This window comes from Stenotrophomonas sp. (assembly GCF_032066555.1).
GTDB lineage: Bacteria > Pseudomonadota > Gammaproteobacteria > Xanthomonadales > Xanthomonadaceae > Stenotrophomonas.
The window spans coordinates 55,563-77,566 of the sequence record NZ_DAMBKV010000009.1 but is presented as its reverse complement, the minus strand read 5'-3'; the positions used below and the strand labels follow the sequence as shown (position 1 = coordinate 77,566).

The 22,004-nt window shown below is 63.4% G+C and carries 12 protein-coding genes; 7 read left to right on the top strand and 5 right to left on the bottom strand.

Translation table 11 applies throughout. From position 1 onward, the window contains the following. Nucleotides 1–112 precede the first annotated feature (112 nt). Nucleotides 113–1,333, top strand: coding sequence for a multifunctional CCA addition/repair protein (locus RT131_RS12095; RefSeq protein ID WP_313173056.1), 1,221 nt, complete (start codon nucleotides 113–115; stop codon nucleotides 1,331–1,333). A gap of 166 nt (nucleotides 1,334–1,499) precedes the next feature. Here RT131_RS12095 and RT131_RS12090 read toward each other — a convergent pair whose 3' ends face one another. The 5 genes from RT131_RS12090 to RT131_RS12070 are packed head-to-tail and all read right to left on the bottom strand — an operon-like array spanning nucleotide 1,500 to nucleotide 7,167. Beyond that, the gene (locus RT131_RS12090; RefSeq protein ID WP_313173055.1) at nucleotides 1,500–2,567 is read right to left on the bottom strand and encodes a heparan-alpha-glucosaminide N-acetyltransferase domain-containing protein; all 1,068 of its coding nucleotides are present in this window, start codon (nucleotides 2,565–2,567) and stop codon (nucleotides 1,500–1,502) included. A 10-nt stretch (nucleotides 2,568–2,577) separates the two neighbouring features. Continuing rightward, on the bottom strand, nucleotides 2,578–3,720 hold the full coding sequence (gene nagA / locus RT131_RS12085; protein ID WP_313173054.1) for an N-acetylglucosamine-6-phosphate deacetylase: 1,143 nt from the start codon (nucleotides 3,718–3,720) through the stop codon (nucleotides 2,578–2,580). Next, entirely contained in the window at nucleotides 3,720–4,748 is a 1,029-nt protein-coding gene (locus RT131_RS12080; RefSeq protein ID WP_313173053.1) for an SIS domain-containing protein, read from the bottom strand. The genes nagA and RT131_RS12080 overlap by 1 nt, the downstream gene beginning before the upstream one ends. Before the next feature lie 6 nt (nucleotides 4,749–4,754). Beyond that, entirely contained in the window at nucleotides 4,755–5,831 is a 1,077-nt protein-coding gene (locus tag RT131_RS12075) for a LacI family DNA-binding transcriptional regulator (RefSeq protein WP_293714555.1), read from the bottom strand. 43 nt (nucleotides 5,832–5,874) lie between these two features. Then, complete coding sequence (locus tag RT131_RS12070) at nucleotides 5,875–7,167, bottom strand: sugar MFS transporter (RefSeq protein ID WP_313173052.1); 1,293 nt, start codon at nucleotides 7,165–7,167, stop codon at nucleotides 5,875–5,877. Nucleotides 7,168–7,536: 369 nt separating this feature from the next. On the opposite strand from RT131_RS12070, the gene RT131_RS12065 reads away from it, so the two are divergent. From RT131_RS12065 to RT131_RS12040, 6 genes are all read left to right on the top strand, one after another. Next, on the top strand, nucleotides 7,537–8,556 hold the full coding sequence (locus RT131_RS12065) for a glucokinase family protein (RefSeq protein WP_313173051.1): 1,020 nt from the start codon (nucleotides 7,537–7,539) through the stop codon (nucleotides 8,554–8,556). Between the two features lie 92 nt (nucleotides 8,557–8,648). Next, a complete protein-coding gene (locus RT131_RS12060) occupies nucleotides 8,649–11,312 on the top strand; it encodes a TonB-dependent receptor (protein WP_313173050.1) in 2,664 nt (887 codons plus the stop codon). A gap of 390 nt (nucleotides 11,313–11,702) precedes the next feature. Next, entirely contained in the window at nucleotides 11,703–14,012 is a 2,310-nt protein-coding gene (locus RT131_RS12055; RefSeq protein WP_313173049.1) for a family 20 glycosylhydrolase, read from the top strand. A gap of 493 nt (nucleotides 14,013–14,505) precedes the next feature. Beyond that, entirely contained in the window at nucleotides 14,506–15,627 is a 1,122-nt protein-coding gene (locus tag RT131_RS12050; protein WP_313173048.1) for a glucokinase, read from the top strand. A 14-nt stretch (nucleotides 15,628–15,641) separates the two neighbouring features. After that, nucleotides 15,642–18,482, top strand: a complete 2,841-nt coding sequence (locus RT131_RS12045) for a TonB-dependent receptor (RefSeq protein WP_313173047.1) — start codon at nucleotides 15,642–15,644, stop codon at nucleotides 18,480–18,482. Nucleotides 18,483–19,168: 686 nt separating this feature from the next. After that, on the top strand, nucleotides 19,169–21,928 hold the full coding sequence (locus RT131_RS12040; protein WP_313173046.1) for a TonB-dependent receptor: 2,760 nt from the start codon (nucleotides 19,169–19,171) through the stop codon (nucleotides 21,926–21,928). Nucleotides 21,929–22,004 lie beyond the last annotated feature (76 nt).

Below are 22,004 nucleotides of genomic sequence, written 5' to 3'. Positions count from 1 at the left end.
CAGCGAAGGGGAGGGTTGGGGAGGGGTGCTTTGAGCCTTTGCCTGTAAAGCCCCTAGCCGAGCATGGCTCGGCACTACATGTGCCCTACCCCATCCGACTTATCATGCCTGCATGAAAACCTATCTCGTCGGCGGCGCTGTCCGCGATTCCCTGCTTGGCCTGCAACCCGGTGACCGCGACTGGGTGGTAGTCGGTGCAACCCAGGCACAGATGGAAGCCGACGGCTTCAAGGCCGTGGGCAAGGATTTCCCGGTGTTCCTGCATCCGCATACCGGTGAGGAACACGCACTGGCGCGCACCGAGCGCAAATCCGGCCGTGGCTACCGCGGCTTCGTGGTCGATGCCGACCCTTCGGTAAGCCTGGAAGAAGACCTGCAGCGCCGCGACTTCACCATCAATGCCATCGCCCGTGATGAGGAAACCGGCGAGCTGGTCGACCCCTGGGGCGGCGTGCGCGACATCGAGCAACGCGTGCTGCGCCATGTGGGCCCGGCCTTTGTTGAAGATCCGCTGCGTGTACTGCGTGCGGCGCGCTTCATGGCGCGCTTCGCACCCCTGGGTTTTACCTTGGCGCCAGAAACGGCAGCGCTGATGCGCGAAATGGCCGCCAGCGGCGAACTGGATGCACTGGTACCCGAGCGCATCTGGCAGGAACTGCGGCGCAGCCTGACGATGAAAAAGCCCTCGGCGTTCCTGCGTTGCCTGCACGATACCGGCGCACTGGCGGTGATCCTGCCGGAAGTCGACGCGCTCTATGGCATACCGCAACGCGCCGAGTTCCACCCGGAAGTGGATACCGGCGTGCACCAGGAAATGGTCAGCGACATGGCCGCACAACTGGCGCCGGGCGATGACCTGATCGGCTTCGCTGCCCTCACCCACGATCTTGGCAAGGCACTGACGCCGGCCGATGAACTGCCGCGCCACATCATGCATGAGCAGCGCGGCGTGAAGCCTCTGGCCACGCTCTGCGAACGCTTGAAGATTCCGCTCGACCACCGGCTGTTGGCCGAAGCGGTCTGCCGCGAACACCTCAACGTGCACCGCATCGATGAGCTGCGCGATGCCACCGTGCTGGAGCTGATCCAGCGCTGCGATGGCTTCCGCCGTCCCGAGCGCATTGCACAGATGGCCCTGGCCTGCGAATGCGACAAGCGCGGCCGGCTGGGCTTCCAGGACAGTGACTACCCGCAGCGGAGCACCTTGCTGCGCCTGCATGCGGCTGCGCTGGCGATCAATGCCCGCGATATCGCCACCGAAGGCCTGCAGGGGCCTGCCATTGGCGAGGCCTTGAAGAAGGCACGTATCAAGGCAATCAGCGCCGCGCGTTGATTGCCCGCCGCTGTTGCAGCCGTTGGATGTTGTGGGAGCGGTGTAAGCCGCGAAGCTGGTAATGCAACAGCTACACCCGCCGCATGCAATTGCACAATCTGCCGATGATCTCGGCACTGTCGGTTTCGCGGCTTACGCCGCTCCCACAAGCCTGCGACTGGTCGCCTCAGATCTTGAGGTAGATCTTGCGGCGGTCCATCCACGCCATCGGCAACCACCACAGCGCAACGAAGCTCAGCGCCATCACCAGCGAGGCGAACTGCGCGCCCGCCAGCGGGCTCAACCAGCGATTGAACAGATGTTCCCACAGCCAGCCCCAACTGCCGGTGGCCATCATCGCCAGCACCATCGCCGAGGAGCCGGCATAGGCACTGATCGCGTTGACACCAAAGCGACGGCCCAGCGCCGGCCACTGCCGGCAATCGATCAGGATGTGTGCCATCCAAAGCCCGGCAAATGCCCAGCCGCCGGTCCACAGCACATAGGATGGCGTCCACAGGTTCTTGTTCAAGGGCAGCCACTGCGCCCAGATGCCACCCGCCAGCAGCAACAGCACCGCCATCGGCAGCAATCGCCACGGCCGTTGCCGCAACAGCGAACCTGCACGCAGACCCAGCAAGGTCGAGGCCAGTGCGCCCAAGGTGGACATCAAGCCTTCCGGATCATGGCCATGGCCGGTTGCCGGATCGTATTGGTAGAGCAGCGCGCCAAACAGCTGGGTATCCACGCGGCTGGCGACATTGAGCCAGGGCGCGATCGAACCGCCAGCAGCCAGTAGTGCCGCATAGCCCACCACCAGCACGCCAAGGCACAAGGTCTGCGCCTTCGGCTTCATCCAGATGGCAGCCATGCCGGCGAACGCAAAACACAGTCCAATGCGTTGCAACACGCCCCAGGGCCGATAGTGCGGCAGATCCAGCCACCACCAGGCCAGGAAGTGCAGCAGCAGCCCCAGACCCAGAATGCGTGCGGCGCGGATCAATACCGTGCGTGTCAACGCACCACGGTCAGCGCCCTGCTCCACCCGCGGCACCACGCCCAGCGCGATGGACACGCCAACGATCACCAGGAAGAACGGGAACACCAGATCGGTCGGTGTGCAGCCATGCCACTCCGAATGCAACAGCGGTGCGTACACGTGGCTCCAGCTGCCGGGATTGTTGACCAGCAGCATGGCCGCCACGGTGATGCCACGCAGGGCATCCACCGAGGCATATCGGATGGCTTTGTTCATACCTTGGAACTCAGTCGCGCTGCCCGGCGATCCAGGTGGCCTGCACCTGCAGGTCGCTGTCCAGCAGGACGAAATCAGCCTGGTAGCCGGCTGCGATCTGCCCGTAGCGATCATCCAGCCCCAGGAACTGCGCCGGATACGTCGATGCCATGCGCGAGGCTTCAGCCAGCGAAAGACCCAACAGACCAACCGTGTTGCGCACGGCAGTGATCATGTCCAGTGCCGAACCCGCCAAGGCACCTGCGGCATTGCGGACCACGCCATCAACGGCGGTGATGGTTTCGCCATACAGCTCGAACGTCGGGTTGTCCGAACCGACCATCGGCATCGCATCGGTGACCAGGAACACTTTGCCGCGCGGCTTGGCCGCCAGCGCCACGCGCAGGCTGGCCGGGTGCACGTGCACGCCATCGACAATCACGCCGCACCAGCTGTCAGCATCTTCCAGCGCCGCGCCGACCGCGCCGGGATCACGCCCCTGCAGCGGCGACATGGCGTTGTACAGATGGGTGAAACCGGTGATGCCGGCATCCAGACCGGCGCGGATCTCGTCGTAGGTACCCGCGGTGTGACCCGCAGCCACGATCGCGCCATTGGCGACCATCTGCTGGATGGTTTCCTGCGGCACGCGCTCCGGTGCCAGGGTGATCAGGGTGACGCCGTTGTCCAGCGCGGTGGCCATGCGCACTTCATCGGCATCGGGCACGCGGAACTTGCCGGCATCGTGGGTGCCCTTGCGGGCGGGGGCGATATACGGGCCTTCCAGGTGGATGCCGAGCACGCCCGGCACCTTGGCGGCGATCGCCTCACGGGTAGCCCGCACCGCACGCGCCATCACCTCGGCATCGTCGCTGATCAGGGTCGGCAGCATGCCGGTGGTGCCGTAGCGGCGATGCCCGGCCACCATCGTGCGGAGGGCATCGACATCGGTCTGGTTGTTGAACAGCGCGCCGCCGCCACCGTTGACCTGGGCATCGATGAAGCCGGGCAGCAGCCAACCGCCGCCCAGGTCCACCTGCGCCTCGGCCGCGGCAACCGCCGGGTCATCACTGGCGACGACCGCAGTGATGCGGCCGTCTTCGATCAATACCGCGACATCGTCACGGAAGTTCTCGCCGGCAAGTACCCGGCCATTGCGCAGCGCGGTTTTCATCAGACCGTTTCCGTCACCTTGTTGAGGTGCGGCGGCAGGTCCGGGTTGTTGCCACGGCGCAGCGCCAGCGCGTTGATCGCGCGGTAGAAGCTCTGGATGGTCAGCAGCGGCGCGCACAGCGGGTGCGATGCCTCGGCGGTCGGCAGGTTGCCACCCTCGCCGGTCAGCCACACCTGCGCGCCGCGCGCGGCGAACTCCTCGGCCACGGCACGGGTGCCGGCACCGGTTTCATCAGGCTGGGCAAAGGCCAGCACCGGGAAGTCCTCGCCCACCAGCGCCATCGGGCCGTGCTTCACTTCGGCCGAGCTGTAGCCTTCGGCATGCAGGCCGCAGGTTTCCTTGAACTTCAGCGCCGCTTCCTGCGCTGCCGCCAGGCCCGGGCCACGGCCGAGCACGAACAGGTTGTGGGCATCGACCAGGCCGTTGGTGACTGCGCTCCAGTCGCACTCCCAGGCCTTGCTCATCGCCGCCGGCAATGCGTCCAGGGCGGCGATCAGGGTCGCATCATTCTTCCAGTAGGCACCCAGCTGCAGGATGGCCGCCAGCGAGGCCAGGTAGCTCTTGGTCGCGGCGACGCTGCGCTCGGCACCGGCGCCCAGCGGGATCACGGTTTCGGCCAGCAGGGCCAGCGGCGAATCCTCGACATTGACCAGGGCCACCACGCGCGCGCCGGCAGCCTTGGCAGCTTCGGCATTGCGCAGCAGGTCCGGGCTCTTGCCCGACTGCGAGATGACGATGTACAGCGCGCCGCGCAGCTGCAGCGGCGCTTCATAGACCGAGCCCACCGACGGCGACGCCGAAGCGGTCACCAGGCCGAGCTGGGTCTCGAACAGATACTTGGCATAGGTTGCCGCGTGATCGGAACTGCCGCGTGCGCAGGTGACAACGAACGGTGGCGGGTTCTGGCGCAGGTCTGCGGCCAGGGCCTGCACCACGTCGCGGTTGCGTGCGAACTGGGCGGCGATGACAGAGGCGCTTTGTGCCGCCTCGTTGAACATCAGGGTTTCGGTTTCACTGGGCAGTGCCATGGATCATTACTCGGAAAGGTCGGGGGGAGATGAAGGAGGTCGCGACGCCTGCTGGCGCAGCGGCGCGGTGGAACCACGTACCACCAGCTGCGGTACGAAGCCCTGATTCTGCAATTGGGCCGGGCTGTCTTCGTAGGCGTCGGTACGCAGCTGGCTGATCAGCAGGCGCGCCGCATGGCGGGCGATATCGCCGGTGGCCTGCTTGGCGGTGGTCAATGCCGGCCACGACTGGCGCGAGAACGGGCTGTCCTCGAAGCCGGCAATGGACAGGTCATACGGCACGTTCAAGCCGGCCGAATTGGCCGCCGCCAGCACGCCGGCGGCGATTTCGTCGTTGGAGCCGAAGATGGCGGTTGGCGGTTCGCGCAGCGCCAGCAGGCGGCGCGCACCACGGAAGCCATCGTCGAAGGTGTAGTCACCCGGAATCACCAGGTGCTTGTCCAGGTTGATCCCGTAATCCTTCAATGCCGCCTCGTAGCCGGCATAGCGCTCGCCACTGGAGCGGTGCGAGGTACCACCCCACAGGAAGCCGATGCGCTGGTGGCCCAGCTGGATCAGGTGCTCGGTGATTTCATAGGCCGCGTCGCGGTCATCCACGAACACGCAGGCACCATCGCCCGGGTCTTCGGTGGCGGCGATGATGCGCACGGTCTTGATGCCACGCGCGTTGAGCGCAGCCACCAACTCCGGGCGCTCGGACATCGGCGCGGTCAGCACCAGCCCGGCCAGCCGCGAGCGCTGTACCCAATCGGCCAGTTCCTCGGCCAGCATCGGCGAGGTCGAGTCGCAGGGATGGATCTGCAGGCCGAAGCCGGTTTCGCGGCAGGCCGACAGCACGCCGTTCTGTACCCCGATGATGTGGTACGGATTGGGGTTGTCGTAGACCAGCCCGATCACGAAGGTGGTGTTGCTGCGCAGGTTGCGCGCGGACGGATCCGGCTCATAGTCCAGCTCGGCCACCGCGCGCAGCACGCGCGCGCGGGTGGCCTGCATCACCGAAGGCTCGTTGTTGATCACCCGCGAGACGGTCTTCAAAGAGACCTTGGCCCGCTCGGCGACATCCTTGATGGTGGGTCTACGCATTACCGGTTCCCGCGTTGGCTCGATTGCCGCCATGATGCTTGATTCAGGCGCCACGTGCCTTGCCCGCGTTATGGCCAACGGTGCCGAAGTACAGGATGTACAGGTAGCAGGGGATCATCAGCGCCGCGAACACCAGCTGGAAGTGCTCCGGGTAGGCGTGCTTGAGCAGGGCGAAGGCCTGCGGGATGATCGCGCCACCGGCGATACCCATCACCAGCAGGGCCGAACCGGTCTGGGTGAAGCGACCCAGGCCGCGGATCGCCAGCGGGAAAATCGCCGGCCACATCATCGCATTGGCAAAGCCGAGGGCAGCCACGAAGCCCACCGACACATAGCCGTGGGTGAAGAATGCACCGAGGGTGAACAGCACGCCCAGCACCGCCGACACGGCCAGGTACTTCTCCTGCGAGATATAGCGCGGGATAAGTGCCAGGCCGGCCAGATAGCCGAGCAGCATCGCGAACAAGGTGAATGAGGTGAAGAACTTGGTCTGGTCCAGCGGCAAGCCGAAGGCGTGCCCGTAGGTACCAATGGCATCACCGGCCATCACCTCCACGCCGACATACAGAAACAGGCAGACCACTCCCAACCACAGGTGCGGGAACTGGAAGATGCTGCGCTTGGCAGCGGTACCGCTTTGTTCCGGCGCGGCGTTGGATTCTTCGGCGCTGACTTCCGGCAGCGGCGACAGCAGCACCGCGACCGATGCCACCAGCAGGATGGCGAACATCACCATGTAGAACGTGTGGATGCCGCCGGCAAACCCATCCAGCAATGCTTCGCGCGTGGCCGGATCGGCCTTGGCGACTTCGGCGGCAAGATCACCCACGCCGTGCAGCACCAGCGAGCCCAGCAACAGAGGCGCCAGGATGCCGGCGATCTTGTTGCAGATGCCCATCAAGGCGATGCGACGTGCGGCCGTTTCGATCGGGCCGAGGATGGAGATATAGGGGTTGACCGATGTCTGCAGCAGCGCCAAGCCTCCGCCAAGAACGAACAGGCTGGCCAGTGCACCCGGGAAAACCCGCCAGGTAGCGAACTGGCCAAATGCCGCCGCGCCCGCCGCCATCACCACCAGGCTCAAGGCCAACCCCTTCTTCATGCCGGTGCGACGCAGGATCCACGACGCGGGAATGGCGAGGAAGAAATACGAAAGGTAGAACACCATCAACACCAGGAACGCGGATATCTCGCTGACCTGGAAGGCCAGCTGCACGAAGGTGATGAGCGGCCCGTTGAGCCAGGTGAAAAAGCCAAGAATGAAAAACAGCACGCCGACCACGGCGATGGAAGATGCCGTGCTGGTACGCGGCGTCGAGTCGGGAACAGCAGACATGGGCAAAGCTCCTGCGGATGCGGGAGACGGATCGAGCCGTCAGGCGATTACGTGGGAACAACGTTGTCACATTTATTGTTTGCTGCGGACAAGTTTGTCAACAACGTCACCTCGGCGGCCTATTCCGATAGATCATCAGGAATGCCCTACAAGCCCGGAAGAATCAGGCTTTCTGCGAAAAACCCCGTAACGTAAGCCGCTACACGTTATCGGATGCAACAAATGCAGGCGCCCCAAGGTTTGCGCAGATGCGCTGCGGCGCAACATCGAAAGTTTCAATTATTCGTTGACATCGTTGTCAGAACGATTACAGACTCGCCCCCGATTGGTGCCCTCTCCGGGCGCTCCGCCTCGCCATAGGGAACCCGAGTGACTGCTGTCGTCCCCCCACTACAGACCACCCGCCTTGACCCCGCCTGCCGGCCCTTCTTCGCCGCCGACGTGGGCGGTACGCACGTCCGCGTCGGTCTGATCCAGGCAGCAGCGGCAAACGATCCGGCCATCGATGTCCTGTCCTACCGCAAGTATCGCTGTGCGGACTACCCCAGCCTCAGCGCGATCCTGTCCGACTTCGCCAGCCACAACCCGCCGGTCGAGCACTGCGTGATCGCCACCGCCGGCTACGCGCTGCCGGATGGCACGGTGATTTCGGCCAACCTGCCGTGGCCGCTGTCGTCCAGCCGCATCCGTGATGATCTCGGCTTTGCCGGCGTGCATCTGGTCAACGATTTCGAAGCCGTCGCGCACGCGGCCGGCCACATCAACGCCAGCCAGGTGCTGCAGCTCACCGGCCCGGCCGACGTGGAACGCGGCCCGACGCTGGTGATCGGCCCCGGCACCGGCCTGGGTGCCGCGGTGCGGATTCCAGTCGGCAACCGCTCGGTGGTCCTGGCCACCGAAGCCGGCCAGGCCTCGCTGGCAGCCACCACCGAACTGGAAATGGCCGTGCTGCAGCAGATGCTGCAGGACCGTCCGCATGTGTCGATCGAGCAGGCACTGTCCGGCCCCGGCCTGCTCAACCTGTACAACGCACTGTGCGCGGTGCGTGGCACCACGCCGGTGCACACCACGCCGGACGCCGTCAGCGCCGCCGCCTGCGATGGCAGCGACCCGCTGGCCGTGGAAACCCTGCAGCTGTTCTGCGGCATCCTCGGCTCGACCATCGGTGACATGGCCCTGCTGTACGGCGTGCAGGGCGGCATCTATCTGGCTGGCGGCATCCTGCCGAAGATCAGCCAATTTCTTTTGAACAGCACCTTCGTCGAACGCTTCCTCAACAAGGGGCCGATGCGCAAGGCGTTGCAAAGCATTCCCGTGAAGCTGGTAGAGCACGGGCAACTGGGCGTCATCGGCGCCGCCAGTTGGTATCTGGAAAAGTCGGCCAAGTAAGCCTTCAGCAGCATAAGCAACAGATCCACCAGCAGGACCCGTAGTAACGCGGCACGCAGTGCCAATCAATCTTGATGTTGAGGAGAGACAACATGCATCGCAAGACCCTTCTTTCGGCAGCCATCGTCAGCTGCCTCGCCTTCAGCGCACACGCGCAGGAAGCCCCGCAGAACGCCACCGACCTGGACACCGTGACGGTCACCGGCATCCGCGCCAGCCTGGAAAAGTCGCTGGATACCAAGCGCAACAACGACACGGTATCCGAGTCGATCACCGCTGAAGACATCGGCAAGTTCCCGAACACCAACGCCGCCGAAGCCATGGCGCTGATCCCGGGCGTCACCATCGACCGTCGCTTCGGCCAGGGTGAGCGCGTCAGCATCGACGGCACCGACCCGAGCCTCAACCTGAGCTTCATCGACGGCCACCCGGTTGCACAGGCCATCTGGCTGTACGGCGAGTCGCCGAACCGCGGCTTCGACTACACCATGCTGGCCCCGGAAGTGCTGGGCCGCCTGGAAATCATCAAGTCCTCCGAAGCCCGCCTGCCGGAAGGCAGCCTCGGCGGCACCGTGATGATGCATTCGCGCAAGCCGCTGGACATGGACGCCAATTCGGTCAGCGGTTCGGTCGGCTACAGCTACAACGACCAGGCCGAGAAGGGCAGCCCGAACATCTCGGTGCTCTACAGCTGGAAGAACGACGACTCCACCTGGGGCGTCAACGTCGCCGCCCAGCGCCATGAAGAAAAGGTCGATCGCCAGGGCATCGAAATCTTCGGCTACAGCACCGTTGCCGACTTTGCCAAGGTCAACCCGAATATCGCCGCCCAGGTCGGCAAGGGCGAACTGCGCCCCACCGACAAGGTCGCGCAGGAAATCAACGTTGCCTACTTCCAGCAGGAGCGCAAGCGTGACAGCGCCCTGGTGAACCTGCAGTTCAAGCCCAACGACCAGTTCGAGGGCACCTTGAGCGGCCTGTACATCAAGGAGAACTTCGACAGCTACAACCAGTCGATGTACAACTTCATGACGCAGAACAACTCGTCCATGCAGGCCGTCGACTACTTCAACCCGACCGGCCCGGGCGGCTTCGTCACCGGCGGCCACACCAATGCCAACCCCGGCAGCGGCACCGGCATCATCTACGACAACCAGGTGCGCTTCTCGGAAGTGACCACCAAGGGCGTGGACCTGGACCTGCAGTACCGCGGTGACGGCTGGAAGCTGGGCGGCAAGATCGGTACCAGCAAGTCCGAGAACCCGAACATCAGCCAGTACCTGATCGAGCCGGTCTACAGCGGTTCCTACACCTGGGACTACCGCAAGGGCTTCCAGGCCGATGACCAGGCCGCGTATTACGATCCGGCGAACTGGGGCAACATCTTCGGCAACAACGGTGTGTTCAGCTCCGAAGCCAAGGACAAGTACGCGCAGCTGGATTTCAGCAAGAACTTCGACAGCATCTTCAACCAGTTGCTGGTCGGCGTGCGTCGCACCGAGCACACCGAAAACTACGGCCTGGGCGTGTATGGCGGCGTGCGTACCGGCAGCCTGGCCGACGTCGGCACCATCGGCAACACCAACCTGCTCGGCAGCCTGGGCGGCGTGTTCGGCAACACCAGCCACCACCCGCAGGTCGGCCAGGGCAACGTGATCAGCTGGGTGCATGGCAGCCCGGTGGACTACTCGCGTTCCGACGCGTCCAGCCTGTTGAACAACACCTGGGAACTGGAGCAGAAGACCACAGCCGCCTACACGCAGCTGAACTTCTCCACCGGCGCCCTGCGCGGTAACTTCGGCGTACGCTGGGTCCAGACCAAGACCGACAGCAGCGCCTATGTGTACGGCGACAACCAGCCAGTGCTGCCGGCGCCGGCCGAGTGGTGGCAGACCAGCAAGAGCAAGAAGAGCAACATGCTGCCGTCCGTCAACCTGGTGTATGACAATGGCGGCGACGTGGTGTTGCGTGCTTCGGCTGCCAAGGTCATCGCCTGGGCACCGTACAACCTGATGTCGAACAACCTGTTCCTCAACGACACCATGATGACCGGCTCGGGTGGCAACCCGGACCTGGATCCGTACAAGGCCTACAACTTCAACTTCTCGGCCGAGTGGTACTTCGCCCCGCAGTCGGTGCTGGCAGGCTCGGTGTTCCTGAAGCAGACCCAGAACTACGTGCTGCAGACCCCGGGCACCGAGCGTCGTTACAACTCCATGCGTGACAGCAACCCGACCACCTGGTTGACCACGGTTGGCTCGCACGGCTGTACCGCCGATGGCTTCTGCGACTACAGCGTCACCCGTCCGCGCAATGCCGGCGGCGCCAGTGTCCGCGGCTTCAACGTCAACTACCAGCAGGCATTCGGCGACACCGGCCTGGGCTTGATCGCGAACTACACCTACGCAACCGGCGATACCGATGCCGGCAACAACATGCCCTACCTGTCGCGCAGCACCGTCAGCGTCAGCCCGTACTTTGAAAACGAGCAGTTCAGCGCCCGTGTCAACTACAACTGGCGTAGCAAGTACGAAGGCGTTGGCTATGTTGCCGGTGCACCGGCGGCCACCACCGCCGCGTATGCCGACCTGAGCGCAAGCCTGGGCTGGAACTTCACCGACAACCTGAGCCTGTCGCTGGATGCGATGAACCTGCTCAACGAGAAGTACCGCCAGTACGTTGCCCAGGAAGAGGCACTGGCTGCGGAATACTTCACCGGCCGCCGCTACATGGCCAACCTGCGCTTCAAGTTCTGATCCATGCCGGCAGGCAACATTGCCGGATAGCGTGACCCGCCGGGCCTGGATCATTCCGGGCCCGGCTTTTTTTTGACTACATGTAGTGCCAAGCCATGCTCGGCATTGCCCCGCTTCATGTAGTGCCGAGCCATGCTCGGCATTGCCCTGCTTGATGTAGTGCCGAGCCATGCTCGGCAACGCACGCATTGTCGAGCGAAGCCCCTGCCGAGCATGGCTCGGCACTACAACAACAAAAGCAACAGCAACACCCTGCCGAGCATGGCTCAGCACTACAACAACAGAAGCAACAGCCACAGCAACACCTTGCCGGGCATGGCTCGGCACTACACAAGATCCATGCGGCAGGACACACTGCCGCCCATGCAAAGACAGACAGGAGCTCCGCCCATGACGAAGTCCTTCCACAAGCGCAGCCGCGCGCCGTGGCTCAGCAGCTGCGTATTGCTGGGCATGTCCGCCCTGCAGGTGCAGGCCGCCGACTCCACCTCCGCCCCTACGCTCATCCCCCTGCCGGCCAGCTACCAGGCCGACGGCGGCAAGGACTTCGTACTGCAGAATTCCGCACGCGTCGGCGGCAATGACGAGGCCGCACGCCGCGCCGCCGCGCAGTTCGTAACCCTGCTCAAGCAGAACGGCGGCCCAACCCTGGCCGTTGCCGACAGCGCCAGCAAGGCGCAGATCCGCTTCCGCCTCGATCCTTCAGCGCTCAACACCGCCGAAGGCTATGCACTGAAGGTATCCAATACCGGCATCGACATCAGCGCAGGTGATGATGTCGGCCTGTTCTACGGCGCGGTCACCGCCGCGCAGCTGCTGACCGGCAACACGCCAGGCCACGTCGCCGCCGCCACCATCAACGACACCCCACGCTTCCCATGGCGCGGTTTCATGCTCGATTCCGCGCGTCACTTCCAGAGCATGGACGAGATCAAGAAGCTGCTCGATGCGATGGCGCAGCACAAGCTCAACACCTTCCACTGGCACCTGACTGATGACCAGGGCTGGCGCATGGAAATCAAGCGCTACCCGAAGCTGACCGAAGTCGGCAGCTGCCGCGTGCCGCTGGGTGATGCCGGCCGCAATGCCGCCACCGGCGAAGCCCGCCAGTACTGCGGTTACTACACCCAGGAGCAGATCCGCGAAATCATCGCCTATGCGGCCGAACGCCACATCCAGGTCATCCCGGAAATCGACGTGCCCGGCCACGCCACCGCCGCCATCGTCGCCTACCCGGAGCTGGGCACCACTGACCAGAAGCTGGTCATCGACAACCAGTGGGGCGTTTTCCAGAACCTGTTCAACACCGAGGAGAGCACCTTCCAGTTCCTGGAAAACGTGCTGGAAGAAGTGATTGAAATGTTCCCGTCCAAATACGTGCACGTCGGTGGCGACGAAGCGGTCAAGGACCAGTGGATCGCCTCCAAGCGCGTGCAGGAACGCATGCGCGAACTCGGCGCGAAGGATGAAATGGAAATGCAGAGCCATATCATCAAGCGCCTGGAGAAGTTCCTGGAGCAGCACGACCGCCGCCTGATCGGCTGGGACGAGATCCTCGAAGGCGGCCTGCCGCCGGAAGCGACGGTGATGTCCTGGCGTGGCACCGAGGGCGGGCTCAAGGCCGCCAGCGAAGGCCACGACGTGGTGATGTCGCCGGTCACCCACATGTACATGGACTACCTGCAGACCGAATCGCCGAACGAGCCACCGGGCCGTCCGACCACGATCACCCTGCAGAAGGCCTATGAGTTCGAGCCGGTACCGGCCGACCTCGCCGCCGACAAGCGTTCGCACATCCTGGGCCTGCAGGCCAACATGTTCAACGAGCACACCCGCAACAACCAGAACCTGGAGCACAACCTGTTCCCGCGCCTGGCTGCGGTCGCCGAGACCGGCTGGAGCCCGCAGGACAAGCGCAGCTTCAGCAACTTCCTGCAGCGCCTGCCGCGCCAGCTGCAGCGCTACCAGGCAATGAACATCGCCTATGCAAAGACGCCGTTCCAGGTGGACATGCAGGACAAGGGCGAGCACCGCACCGGTGCGGTGCAGGTGAGCCTCAACAATCCGCTGGGCTACCCGGTGCATTACACCGTTGACGGCAGTGCCGTTACCGCCAGCTCGCCGCTGTACGCACAGCCGCTGCAGCTGAAGGTACCGGTGCAGATACAGGCCGCGGCCTTCTTTGATGGCAAGCCGTTGGCAGCGGCCAGCCGCTTCCAGCTGGATGCGGCCTCGCTGCTGGTCCGTGAGGACACCCAGCTCGGCCTGTGCCCGAACGGTGGCAAGCTGCTGCTGCGCCTGGAAGATGACGGTCCGGCCGAAGGCGAGCGCGAAATTTTCAACGTCAACATCTTCAACCCCTGCTGGTTGTGGAGCGATGTCGATCTGTCCGGCATCACCAGCGTCAAGGTGCGCGCCGGTCGCATCCCCTACAACTTCCAGCTGGCCCACGACGAGCCGTCGCGCAAGTTCGCACCGGCGCGTACCGCCCACGGTGAAATGGAGATCCTTGCCAACTGCGAAGGCAAGCCGCTGGCCTCGATCCCGTTGCCTGCCGAACCGGGCGCCGACGGCTTCCTGGAGCTGGATGCCCCGATCAGTGCGCCGGCCAACCGTGGCGACCTGTGCGTGCGCTTCACCGGCGACACCCGCCCCAACATGTGGACGCTGGACTGGATCAAGCTTGAACCCGCCAAATAATCCGCACGGCGGTGTGATGTAACCCAGAAGGCCACCGCATGCGGTGGCCTTCTGCTGTCTGCCTCCAGGCCATTGGAAGTTCCGGATGTGTGGGACGGTGTGGGAGCGGTGTAAGCCGCGAAGCAGCTGATCCAACAGCCAGCAGTTGCCCTGTACATCGACCCACCGATGCCCGTTGCCGATCAGCGATACAGGAAAGCCCTCCATTTCATCGCCCCCGGCTTCGCGGCTTACGTCGCTCCAGCAGGCGCCCTTGGCGTGCCAAAAAATTTCACGCGACTCCAGCGCCCCCGGAAGATTCAATGCAAAAGCGCCCCTGGATTTCAAATGAAACAAAAATAATCACTGAAATCATTGATATATAGGCAGCATCTGCATCCCCATGAGGATGAAAATTTTTTGCAGTGCGCCTTGACATCGTTGTCACGAAGCCACGACACTCCGCATGCCGCAACGCCATCACAGGTGTCGCGCCAACTTCCAGGGGACGTGCGTGGTAGCCAGCCTGAATCCAACAGCCAAGCTGACCACTCCTGCATCTGCCGCGCCGCTGCTGGCCGCCGATGTGGGCGGCACCCACGTCCGCGTCGGCCTGGTGCAGCCGGGCAGCAGCGCCAGCGCGCCCATGCAGCTGCTCGGCTATCGCCAGTACCGCTGCGCCGACTATCCGGACCTGAGCAGCATCCTTGCCCAGTTCCCGGTGGACCGCGCCACGGTGCGCGAGTGCGCCATCGCCAGCGCCGGTTATGCCCTGCCCGATGGCACCGTGATTTCCGCCAACCTGCCCTGGCCACTGTCGTGCAATCGCATCCGCGATGATCTTGGTTTCGCCGCCGTGCACCTGGTCAATGATTTCGAAGCCGTTGCCCATGCTGCCGCCCACATCAAGGACGGCGACGCGCTGCAGCTCAGCGGCCCGGCCAGCGGCGATGGCCCGGTATTGATCGTCGGCCCCGGCACCGGCCTGGGCGCCGCCCTGTGGATTCCCAATGGCAACCGCTCGATGGTACTGGCCACCGAAGCCGGGCAGGCCTCCTTGAGTGCCAGCACGCCGCTGGAAGTCGCCGTGCTGCAGCACATGCTGCGCGGGCGCAGCCATGTCGCCATCGAACATGCGCTGTCCGGCCCAGGCCTGCTCAATCTGTACAACGCGCTGTGCGCCGTACGCGACAGCGCGCCGGCGTACACCAGCCCCGACGCCATCAGCGCCGCCGCCTGCGATGGCAGCGACCCGCTTGCCGTGCAGGCACTGCAGCTGTTCTGCGCAATCCTAGGTTCGACCATCGGCGACATGGCCCTGCTGTATGGCGCACAGGGCGGCATCTACCTGGCTGGCGGCATCCTGCCCAAGATCAGTCCGTTCCTTTTGAACAGCAGCTTCGTCGAACGTTTCCTCAACAAGGGACCGATGCGCGAAGCGCTGCAACGCATCCCCGTGAAGTTGGTAGAGCACGGGCAACTGGGCGTCATCGGCGCCGCCAGTTGGTATCTGGGACGCAGGGAAATCGATCCCAGCGCACCGCACTCCGCAGTAGACCAGGCGCATGCAGCAACCCGCTCATGCCCAGCTTCCCGTGACACAAGTTCCGGCCAGTTCGCCGGCATCCATCAATGATGAGGAGAGACATCATGAGGTACCGCAAGTCCGTACTATCCGCCGCCATCGTCACCTGCCTGAGCTTTTCCGCGCACGCGCAGGACGCCGGCCAGCAGGCCACCGAACTGGATACCGTGGTTGTCACCGGCATCCGCGCCAGCCTGAAGCAGGCGCTGGACTCCAAGCGTGACTCCGACGCCATCGTCGACGTGGTCACCGCCGAAGATGTGGGCAAGTTCCCGGCCACCAACGTCGCCGAAGCCATCACCATCATTCCCGGCGTGACCATCGACAAGGCCTTCGGCCAGGGCGAAAAGGTCTCGATCCTGGGCACCGACCCGGCCTTGAACCGCACCCTGCTCAATAGCCAGACCATTGCCTCGGCCGACTGGTTCATCTCGGACCAGCCGGGCCGCACCTTCAACTATTCGTTGCTGGCGCCGCAGCTGGTCAGCAAGGTCGAAGTCTACAAGTCACCGGAAGCGTGGCTTGAGGAAGGCTCCATTGGCGGTACCGTCAACGTCTCCACGCGCAAGCCGCTGGACCTGGGCGGCACCACCATTTCCGGCGCCGTCGGCTACCTGTACAACGACCGCGTCGAAGCGGGCGATCCGTCGGTGTCGGCAATGTTCGGCTGGAAGAACGACGCCGACAATTTCGGCGTGATCGTGTCCGCCCAGCGCTCGATCGAAAACATCCGTCGTGACGGCATCGAGTCCTACGGCACGGTCAGTGGCAAGGATTACATCAACGGCAAGGGCGGCTCGCCGAACTCGATCACCACCACCACCACCGACTGGTCGACCGACCCGGCCACCACCATGCCGCCGAGCTGCGTGGGCACCTGCGCCACCACCCTGCTGGCCAACCCGAATGCGGTCGCGCCGAACGCAATCAGCGCGCACTACTTCGAACAGGAGCGCAAGCGCGACACCCTGTCCGTTGCCCTGCAGTTCAAGCCGACCGACAAGCTGGACATCGAGTTCAACGCACTCAACGTCAAGGCCAAGTACGACAACATGACCCACTCCATGTTTGCCTTCAACGGCAATCCATGGAACTCGCTGGGCGGCCTGACCGACGTCACCGTCGATGGCGGCGTGATGACCAAGGCCTCGTTCCGCAACGCCTTGACCGTGTATGACCTGCTCAACCGCCAGGCCACGGTGGACACCGATTCCTACGACCTGAAGTTCACCTGGAAGGACGAGCGCTGGTTCGCCTCGGCCCACGCCGGCATTTCGGAGGCAAGCGGCGGCACCGGCAAGCAGGTGTTCGGCGAGTTCCTCAACAAGGCCGACTACAGCTACGACATCAGCGGCAAGACGCCGAGCCTGAACTTCCACGGCTACCAGACCGACCCGGTCGCCGACGTTGCCACGCACATGAAGCCCGGCCATGCCGGCAGCCCGTTCACCGACCCATCCGCCTACCGTTTTGACGGCGGTGGCCCGGCCGGTGGCTGGCACACCAACCCGCCCAGCGCCACCAACTGGGGCGCAGGCTGGGGCGGCAACATCGTGACCAAGCCGACCAAGGACGAAGAGCGCTACTTCCAGGTCGACGGCGGCGTCACCCTGGACTCGCCGATCTACCAGGTCCGCTTCGGCCTGAAGCGTCGTGAGCACGAAACCTCGCAGTCGATGGCGGGTGTATCGCTGGCATCGATCAAGGGTTATGGCGACCTGACCGCCGACCAGTTCAGCCCCAAGGATGTGCCGAACAGCTACCTCAGCGGCTTCGGCAACGTGGGTGACCTGAGCAACCGCTTCATGATCGACGGCTGGGCACTGGCCGATTACATCAACAGCGGCAAGTGGCTGGCCCCGTGGCAGACCATGCCGACGCCGAGCACCTTCAGCGATCCGTCCTACGCCGCCAACACCTGGACGGTAAAGGAAGACATCAACGCCGCCTACATCCAGGCTGATTTCAGCCATGATCGCCTGCGCGGCAACTTCGGCGTGCGCCTGGTGCAGACCGAATCGGAAAGCACCGGCTACACCTGCTCCTCGCTGAAGAGCCCGTGCCCGGCAGACGGTTATGTGTTGAGCACGGTCAAGAAGAAGTACAACAACGTCCTGCCCAACCTCAACGTCGCCTACGACCTGAATGACAGCGTGGTCCTGCGTGGCTCGGCGGCAAAGGTGATCTCGCGTCCGAACTACGGCGACATGTCCAGCTACCTGTGGATTGGCGACCAGACCCTGACCGGTGGCGGTGGCAACCCGAACCTGGATCCGTACGAGTCCACCAACCTCGACCTGTCGGCCGAGTGGTACTTCGCCGAGAACGCCATCCTGGCCGGTACCGCCTTCTACAAGAAGGTCGACAACTACATCCTGGTGACCACGCAGAAGGAAACCCATTACAACCAGTCGCAGCAGACGGATACCGAGTACGACATCTCGCGTCCGAACAACGCCGGTGGCGCCAAGATCCAGGGCTTCTCGGCCGCGTTCCAGACCAGCCTGGACAACGGCCTGGGCCTGCTCGCCAACTACACCTACGCTGACGCCAAGGCTGATGCCGGCAACCGCCTGCCGTTCAACTCCAAGAACCAGGTCAACTTCAGCCCGTTCTACGAGAGCGAGCGCTGGAGCGCGCGTGTCACCTACTCGTGGCGTTCGAAGTACTACACGCAGGCTGACCGCGGCAACTTCCTGGTCACCGATGACTACGACTCGCTGGATGCCAACATCAACGTCAAGCTGACCGACAACCTGACCCTGGGTCTGGATGGCATGAACCTGCTCGACAGCGAATACCGCTCCTACGCCGAGGTTCCGGGCGTCGCCAACACCGAGAAGGTCATCCGCGGCCTGTACCGCACCGGCCGCCGCTACATGGCCACGCTGCGCTTTGCCTTCTAAGGCGTAGCTACCCGTTTCACTGGTTCTGTTGTCTTTTTCTCCAGCGGGCTTGGGATTTCCAGGCCCGCTTTTTTTTACCCGCGATGCGCCGTTGGTGCGCCTCCAACTACCCGCCGCGGGCGACGGCGTAACGCGCGCAGCCTGCACCGACTGGAGCAACTGCAATCGCAGCCGCAACGCCCAGAACAGCGCCCAAGCGGAATCTGGATTATCAATGAATTGAAGATAAACATAATTTTCAAAAATGACTGAAATTCACTCCAATAAGTTTCAGGAGGAATGAATGGATATTCCTTTTCATTCAATTTATCCTTGAAAAACAGCAACTACAGTATGAAACAGAGATTTCAAGGCGTCAGTTTTTCGTGAAAATTATTTTTGCAAATTGAAAACAAATACACGCAAACTCCACCCCGAGCTGAACGACGGTAGTCACCCGCCCCACCCACCCATCGAGGCATGACGTGGACAAGCAAGGCCGGCAGTACATCCGATCCACTCCCAACGGCGCCCGCCAGCGTGCGCGCTTGACCCCTGCTGCAACCGGCCTGTTGTTGACCTGACACCGCGTTCGACGTGGCCGGCCATCACGGCAGCCGCGTTGTTTCTCCGCACACCCGAAGGGATGCGGGAATCACTGGCCAGCAGCACTTGCCGGCCATCCATCAGCAAAGGGAGAGAGACCTTTGAAACACCGCAAGTCACCGTTAACCGCCGCCATCGTCAGCTGTCTGGCGATCAGTTTTGCGGCCAGCGCACAGGAAGCGCAGCCGGAGGCGGCAACCGAACTCGACCGCGTCGTCGTCACCGGCATCCGCGCCAGCCTGCAGCAATCGCTTGAGTCCAAGCGCAATGCCGACAGCATCGTCGACGTGATCACCGCCGAAGACGTAGGCAAGTTCCCCGCGACCAACGTCGCCGAAGCGATGACCATCATCCCCGGCGTGACCATCGACCGCGCCTACGGCCAGGGCGAGCGCGTCAGCATCCTCGGCGTTGACCCGGCCTTGAACCGTACCCTGCTCAACGGCCAGTCCATCGCCTCGGGCGACTGGAACATGTCCGACTTCCCGACCCGCACCTTCAACTACTCGCTGCTGGCACCGGAACTGGTCGGCAAGGTGGAAGTGTTCAAGTCGCCGGAAGCGCGCCTGGACGAAGGCTCCATCGGCGGCACGGTGAATGTCTCCACCCGCAAGCCGCTGGACATGCCCGAGCAGATCAGCATCACCGGCCGGGTGAGCTATTCACGCAATGACCGCGTCGAAAAGACCGACCCCAGCGCCTCGGCCGCATTCGGCTGGAAGAACGCGGATGACACCTTCGGCTTCATCCTGTCCGCGCAGTCCACCAATGAAAGCATCCGCCGCGATGGCATCGAGTCCTTCGGCACCGTGCTGGCCAAGCACTATCGCGACGGCCTGGATGGTGCAGCCGGCTCCATCGCCACCGGCAACTGCACCGGTGCCTGCGCCGATGCCATCCGCAACAACCCCGATGCGGTTGGCCCGAGCTCGGTCAGCGCGCACTTTTTCGAACAGGAGCGCAAGCGCAACACCTACTCCGCATCGTTGCAGTTCCAGCCGATCGAGAAGTTGAACGTCGAACTCAATGCAGTGAAGATCGACGCCAACTTCGACCACATGGCCCAGGCCATGTTCGCCTGGCAGGGCAACACGTATGGCAGCCTTGGTTCTCTGACCGACATCACCATCGAGGACGGGCTGATCACCGCCGCCAAGCACAAGGGTGCACGCATGGTGTTCGACATGCAGAACCGTCGCGCCAAGATCGAGTCGGAAACCTACGACATCAAGGCGGATTGGAACGACGAGCGCTGGTTCGCCTCCACCCACATCGGTTCGACGAAGGCCGAAGGCGGCCCGGAGCAGGTGTTTGGTGAATTCCTGGCAAGCGCCGACTACGACTGGTCAGTCCAGAATGGTCCTGGCACCCCGGCAACCTTGAACATCCACGGCCCCAATCCGTTCACCACGCCGGAGCTCTTCCGCATGGACGGCGGCTATGCCAGCACCAACTGCGCAACCACCAACAACTGGTGCTCCGGCTGGGGCGGCAATCTGGTGGAGAAGCCCACGCTGGACAAGGAGACCTACGGCCAGGTCGACTTCGGCATCAAGCTGGACTCCCCGGTTTACATGCTGCGCTTTGGCTACAAACAGCGCGCCCATGAAACCGGCCAGATCCAGCGTGGCGTCACCCTGCCCTCCGTACAGGGCTGGGGCGATGCCACCGCCGACATGTTCAAGCCACGCGACCTGCCGGACAACTACCTGAGCGGCTTCAGTGGCTATGGCGACCTCAACCGCCGCTTCACCATCGATGGCTGGGCGTTGGCAGACTACATCCGCGGCAACACCTGGCTTGCGCCGTACCAGACTGCACCGGTCCCCACCACGAAGGGCAATGCGGAGTTCATCCGCAACACCTGGACCATCGAGGAAGACATCCAGGCCGCCTACGTGCAGGCTGACTTCAGCTATGAGCGCCTGCGCGGCAACATCGGCGTGCGTTATGTCAGCACCAAGCTGGATTCAAGCGCCTACTCCTGCAACACCGGCTTGAATGGTTGCACGACCAGCCAGATGACACCGGCCCAGGTCGAAGCTTCCTATGACTACGTGACCCGCAGCAACAAGTACAGCAACGTCCTGCCGAATCTGAACCTGGTCTACGATGCGAGCGACGACGTTGTGCTGCGTTTCTCGGCGGCCAAGACCATGGCCCGTCCCAACTATGCGGATGTGTCCAGCTACCTGTTCCTGTCCGACCAGTCGCTGACGGGTGGCGGTGGCAACCCCAACCTCAAGCCCTACCGCTCCACCAACCTGGATTTCTCCGGCGAATGGTACTTCTCGCAGGATGCCATCCTGGCCGCCTCGATCTTCTACCGTGACGTCAGCGACTACGTGCTGCGCATCTCGCAGGAAGAAACGCACTACAACATCAACCAGCTGCGTGACGCGGTATTCCTGGTGGATCGTCCGCAGAACGCAGGGGATGCCAAGGTCAAGGGCTACTCGCTGGCATGGCAGCAGAACATCGGTGCAGGCTTCGGCATCATCGCCAACTACACCTATTCGGACGGCGAGGCTACCAATGGCAAGCCCCTGCCCTTCAACTCGAAGAATCAGTACAACCTGAGCCCGTTCTTCGAGAACGACAAGTGGAACGCCCGCATCACCTACAACTGGCGTGACAAGTACTTCACCCGCGTCAGCGGCGGCCGCGATGTATGGACGATGGAGTACCGCTCACTGGATGCATCGGTGGCCTACAAGGTCAATGACTACCTCAGCATCGGTCTTGAAGGCATGAACCTGCTGGACGAGCAGTATCACAGCTACTTCGGCAACGAGAAGTTGCTCAATGGTGCCTACAAGAGTGGCCGTCGTTACATGGCCTCACTGCGCTTCGCCTTCTAAGCCGTAATGCAACACCGCCTGGCGGGAGCCGAGTGCTCCCGCCAGGTTCCTGCCAGCCAACCAGCACGCACCGGGC

Excerpts from the sequence above, each read along its gene's own strand:
- RT131_RS12095 (WP_313173056.1), top strand. The coding sequence starts at position 113 with ATGAAAACCTATCTCGTCGGCGGCGCTGTCCGCGATTCCCTGCTTGGC.
- RT131_RS12090 (WP_313173055.1), bottom strand. The coding sequence starts at position 2,567 with ATGAACAAAGCCATCCGATATGCCTCGGTGGATGCCCTGCGTGGCATC.
- nagA (WP_313173054.1), bottom strand. The coding sequence starts at position 3,720 with ATGAAAACCGCGCTGCGCAATGGCCGGGTACTTGCCGGCGAGAACTTC.
- RT131_RS12080 (WP_313173053.1), bottom strand. The coding sequence starts at position 4,748 with ATGGCACTGCCCAGTGAAACCGAAACCCTGATGTTCAACGAGGCGGCA.
- RT131_RS12075 (WP_293714555.1), bottom strand. The coding sequence starts at position 5,831 with ATGCGTAGACCCACCATCAAGGATGTCGCCGAGCGGGCCAAGGTCTCT.
- RT131_RS12070 (WP_313173052.1), bottom strand. The coding sequence starts at position 7,167 with ATGTCTGCTGTTCCCGACTCGACGCCGCGTACCAGCACGGCATCTTCC.
- RT131_RS12060 (WP_313173050.1), top strand. The coding sequence starts at position 8,649 with ATGCATCGCAAGACCCTTCTTTCGGCAGCCATCGTCAGCTGCCTCGCC.
- RT131_RS12055 (WP_313173049.1), top strand. The coding sequence starts at position 11,703 with ATGACGAAGTCCTTCCACAAGCGCAGCCGCGCGCCGTGGCTCAGCAGC.
- RT131_RS12045 (WP_313173047.1), top strand. The coding sequence starts at position 15,642 with ATGAGGTACCGCAAGTCCGTACTATCCGCCGCCATCGTCACCTGCCTG.